Raw genomic sequence first — 3,812 nt, 5'->3', positions numbered from 1 at the left:
TCCCGTGGCCCGCCACTCGCGCGCGATCCACGCACATCGGAGTCGAGGGAGGCGAGCCGTGGCGTCAGGGCCCCACCCCGACGCCGCCAGGCCTGTCACCGCCCCGGATTTCCTCCTGTCGCGCCACACCGGATCGCTGCGGACCCAGGGCTCCCTCCGCGTCTTCCCCGACCCCGCCGACGCGGCGCTGGCCCTCCGGTCCGGACGCTGCGGGCTGGTGGTGGGCGCCATCGGGTTCGAGCCGGACGCCCCGGCAGCACTGGTCGAGCCCGACATCGTGGTCCGGACCGACGGCCCACTCGAGCCGCCCGCCTACTTCCGCTCGCTCCGCACGCGCGCCCGCGTCGTCGAGGAACTGCCCTCGACTGAGGCCCACCGGAGACGGGTGGCCACCGCGATCGCGGGTATCCGGGCGGGTGGGCTGGACAAGGTGGTGCTCGCGCGCGCGGTCCGGCTGCTCGCGGACGACCCGATCGACCCCCACGCCGTGTGCGCGGCGCTCATCGATTCGAGCCCGTCGGCCGATGGATTCCTGGTCGACCTGTCCCCCGCCGGCGGGGTCCACTCCGGCAGGATCCTGGTGGGATCGAGCCCGGAGCTCCTCGTCCGTCGACGGGGTGACGTGGTGGAGTGCCATCCGCTCGCCGGATCCGCCCCCCGCTCCCGTGACACGTCGGTGGACCAGGCCGCGGGACGGGCACTGCAGGCCTCAGGCAAGGACGCCGCCGAGCACGCGTTCGTGGTGGACTCCCTGGCGACGGCGCTCGCCCCCCTCTGCCGGGATCTACAGATCCCCGAGCGCCCGTCGCTCACCTCCACCCGTGAGATGTGGCATCTGGGGACGCGGATCCGCGGACGGGTCGCCGACCCGCGGACGACCGCGCTCGACCTCGCGCTGGCCGTCCACCCCACCCCCGCCGTGTGCGGAACCCCCACCGATGAGGCGCGGCGGGTGATCGCGGGTCTCGAGGGCCGGCGGGGCTTCTACTCGGGTGCGGTGGGATGGGCGGACGCGGGCGGAGACGGCGACTGGATGGTCACCATCCGCTGCGCCGAGATCGACGCCGATCGCTCGGGGGCGATCGCCTGGGCGGGCGGGGGGCTCGTCGCCGACTCCGACCCCGACGACGAGGTGGCCGAGACCGCCGCCAAACTCCGCACGGTCCTCACCGCGCTGGGCGCCGTGTGACCGGACCCCCCGACCGGGTCTCGACCGTCAGGCGGGTCGGGACCCGACCTACCTGTCGACGACGGGGTTGGTCAGCGCTCCGATGCCCTCGATCTCCACGGTGACCCGGTCACCGGGGAGCATGGGGCCGACGCCGGCCGGGGTTCCCGTCAGCACGACGTCGCCCGGGAGCAGCGTCATGACCCTGCTGACGTACTCGATGATCTCCCCGACGGTGTGCATGAACTGGGAGGTGTTGCCGTCCTGGCGCAGCTCCGAGGACCCGTCCGGGTGGTGCAGCGTGGTGCGGACGTCGAGGCCGTTGGGGTCCAGGTCGGTGACGATCCAGGGGCCCAGCGGGCAGAAGGTGTCGTACCCCTTCCCGCGGGTCCACTGACCGTCCGCGAGCTGCTGGTCGCGCGCCGTCACGTCGTTGGCGCAGGTGTACCCCAGGATCACCTCGTGGGCCCGGGCGGCCGAGACGTCGCGACAGGGCTGACCTATCACCACGGCGAGCTCACCCTCGTGGTCCACCCGCTCGGAACTGGGCGGGTACGCGATCCCGGCCTCGGGGCCGACCACCGAGGTGTTGGGCTTCAGGAAGATCAGCGGCTCGGCGGGCGCCTCGGACCCCATCTCCTCGGCGTGCTCCGCGTAGTTCTTACCGACGCACAACACCTTGGAGGCGAGGATCGGAGCGAGCAGACGGACGTCGGCCAGCGGCCATTCGCGGCCGGTGAACTCGGGGGTGCCGAAGGGGTGTTCGGCGATCTCCGCGCAGGTGAGGGTGGCGGGATCGGTGACATCACCGCGGACTTCGACGAAGGCGAATCCCTGCGGGTGGGCGATACGGGCGAGACGCATACCCGCGATCCTATGCCGTTCGCAGATCCCGGAGCGTCGTGACCCCGCGCTCGTGCAGCTCCGCGGTCTGGGCCAGGTAGAGCTCGGCGCAGGCGAGAGCGTCGATCAGCGCATCGTGCGCCCGGTAGCGGGGGAGCCCGTACCGCTCCCTGGCGCTCCACAGCCGGAGTTCGTCCGGGGAGGACTCCGGGGCGAATCCACTGTCGACGCCCGCGCCGAGCACCCGGCGGTGGAGTTCGAGGGTGTCGACGGGGACGAACGGCGGCCGCACACCGTGCCCGGAGGTGCACAGAGCGCCGAGGAAATCGGTTTCTATACGACTGTAGTGGGCGATGAGCACCCGGCCGGTCAACGCCTCGAAGACCCGGTCCAGGAAGACGTCCACGCTCACCCCTGTCGCGACCGTGTCGTCGGTGATCCCGTGCAGCGTCGCGCTCTGGCCCACTCCCTCCACGTCGTCGGCACCCTCGGCCCGCAGGAGCAGGGACCGCGCGCCGCCGAGGACGATCCGGTCACCGTCCACCGGTACCAGCCCCACGGACAGAACCCTGTCGCGGCGCGGATCGAGGCCAGTGGTCTCGACGTCCATCGCCAGCAACTGCAGATCCGCCAGTGGGGTCGACGGCTCCGGGGGCGGAGTCTCGAGGTAGCGCCGCAGCGGACCGTCGGGAAGCCGTCGTGCGGTGCGTCGACGTCGCCCGGACCCGGTGAACCACTCACGCATCACATCTGCCCGACCCGGTATTTCAGGGCGAGCGAGCCCTGCACCCCGGCGATGATCCGGAACGCGGCGCGGAGACGGTGACGGTCGGCGGAGCTCAGCGTTCCCGGATCGATGTGGTTGTCCTGAGGGTCGTCGTCCGCGATCTGGCGCGCGTGGTGGCGGTAGGTCAGACCACGCAGGAACCGGAAGGCCTCGCAGAGATCCTCCGCGTCGGCGCGCGCGATGACGCCGGCCCCGGCCGCGGCGTCGAGCCGACCGAGGGTGGACACCTCGTCCAGCCCCGCGGAGAGGGCGTGCACACGCGCGATCTGCACCACGGGCGCGATCCCGCCGGCCTTGAGGTCCAGGGTGTTGCGGTACTCACCCCGTCGTGCCACCACCAACCCACGGAAGAACCCCAGCGGCGGCTGCCATTCGCACGCTATGCGCGCCAGGTGGGCCTGGAACCGTCGACTGCCCTCGGCGCGAGCGAGCATCTCGTCACGGACCCGCATGAACAGCGAGGTGTCCCCGTGCACCGGGCGGATGTCCAGGAACACCTGGGAGTGCAGGACGGCGTCCGCTCCCGGCGCCCGCACCCAGTCCCCCACCTGGCGCTCCCAGGACCTGCACGTGCGACGCCACGCCGGGTTGGAGGCCATGACGTCGCCCGGACACAACGGGAATCCGGCCCGGTCGAGACCGGCGCACACCTCCTGCGCCAACGCGGCGAAGTACCGGTCCGCATCCGGTGTCGTCTCCGCCTCGTCGTCGAGGATGAGCGCGTTGTCCTGGTCGCTCGCCACGCCGAGCTCCCCTCTGGCCTGGGAACCCAGGCCGACCCAGCAGTACCCCACGGGCGGCGGTCCGAGGCCGCTCTCCGCGAGTGAGATCAACCGTCGCGTCGCGGCGTCGGCGGTGGCGGTGACGACGCGACCGATGTCCTGGGGGGCGGTGCCACGGCGGACGAACTCGCCGACCAGGGCGGGCAACCTCGCCGCCAGGCGCGCGACCCCCTCGGGGTCGGGCGCGCGGGCGATGCGGGCTGCCAGGTACACGGGGTCGGTCTGGGCCAGT

General features: G+C 72.4%; 4 protein-coding genes. 1 reads left to right on the top strand and 3 read right to left on the bottom strand.

Annotated features, from left to right (window positions below):
• Positions 1–58 precede the first annotated feature (58 nt).
• Complete coding sequence (locus tag G6017_RS12725; RefSeq protein ID WP_182609686.1) at positions 59–1,189, top strand: isochorismate synthase; 1,131 nt, start codon at positions 59–61, stop codon at positions 1,187–1,189.
• A gap of 48 nt (positions 1,190–1,237) precedes the next feature.
• Here the strand turns inward: G6017_RS12725 and G6017_RS12720 are convergent, their stop codons facing one another.
• From G6017_RS12720 to G6017_RS12710, 3 genes are all read right to left on the bottom strand, one after another.
• Positions 1,238–2,032 carry a fumarylacetoacetate hydrolase family protein gene (locus G6017_RS12720; protein WP_182609685.1) on the bottom strand — a complete coding sequence of 265 codons (795 nt, stop codon included), beginning with the start codon at positions 2,030–2,032 and terminating at the stop codon, positions 1,238–1,240.
• Between the two features lie 10 nt (positions 2,033–2,042).
• Positions 2,043–2,756, bottom strand: coding sequence for an exonuclease domain-containing protein (locus G6017_RS12715; RefSeq protein WP_182609684.1), 714 nt, complete (start codon positions 2,754–2,756; stop codon positions 2,043–2,045).
• The coding region (locus G6017_RS12710) for a DUF294 nucleotidyltransferase-like domain-containing protein (protein WP_241731523.1) at positions 2,756–3,812 on the bottom strand (1,057 nt) is incomplete at its 5' end. The genes G6017_RS12710 and G6017_RS12715, both read right to left, overlap by 1 nt.

Origin of the sequence: Dietzia sp. B44, assembly GCF_014145245.1 — a bacterium.
Classification (GTDB): Bacteria; Actinomycetota; Actinomycetes; order Mycobacteriales; family Mycobacteriaceae; genus Dietzia; species Dietzia natronolimnaea.
This window is presented reverse-complemented; position numbering and strand designations above follow the sequence as displayed.